Below are 887 nucleotides of genomic sequence, written 5' to 3' on the forward strand. Positions count from 1 at the left end.
TCTCTGAGCATTGAATTTAAGATAACGACCATCTTCCTGATGCACGCAATAATGGCGACTTTCTTAGGTTTACCTGCTGCAACCAATCGTTGATATGTGTCCTTAAATACGGGATTACTTTGTATCGCAGACATCATCGCCATGTACAAAACGGTTCTGACTTGATGTCTGCCTCCTTGTATTTTCCGCAGTCCTTTATAGCGTCCACTTTCTCGATTCATGGGCGCCACACCGACTAACGCAGACGCTTGTTTGTTGGTTATATATCCTAACTCTGGCAAGTTACTGATGATGGAAGCTGAAGCTATTTTTCCAATGCCTTTCATGCTCTGTAAGATGCAGTTCTTCGCTTGATAATCAGGACAGGATTCAATGAGCGCGACGATTTTATTCTCAATTTTGGTTATCTGGTTTTTAAAGACAGTGAGAATAGGTTTGATGGTCATGGCGAGTTCTTTTGGCAGAATTTGTAGACGGTTTTTTTCCATCGTTTGCATAACCAATAGTTGATTTCGCCTTGCGACTAAATCACTCATAGCTTGCATCTTTTCTGGTTTTAACTGAGATAACTTAGGCTGAATAGCTTCACCATAATGCGCAATCAATTGAGCATCTAGTTTGTCTGTTTTAGCTCGCTGACCTATTGCTCCAGCAAAGCGTTTAATGTGAATGGGGTTGGCGACAACGAAGGGTAAATTAGCGTTTGCGCAGGCGATAATAAACGGCATTTCTAATCGGCCAGTTGCTTCAACGACGATACGGCCAGGCGAATGCTGTTGGATTTTTTTAATGGCTTCTTTGATACCCTTTTCATCATTAGAAACGGAGAAATAAATATCGAGAGGACGGATATAAATATCTAATTGAAACTTGCCCGTATCGACACC

Annotated in this window: 1 protein-coding gene; it reads right to left on the reverse strand. The window is 41.5% G+C overall.

The features are described 5' to 3' along the window. On the reverse strand, positions 1-887 hold an 887-nt coding region (locus GPLA_RS21330; RefSeq protein WP_040515637.1), incomplete at both ends, for an IS110 family RNA-guided transposase.

This window comes from Paraglaciecola polaris LMG 21857, from assembly GCF_000315055.1.
Classification (GTDB): domain Bacteria; phylum Pseudomonadota; class Gammaproteobacteria; order Enterobacterales; family Alteromonadaceae; genus Paraglaciecola; species Paraglaciecola polaris.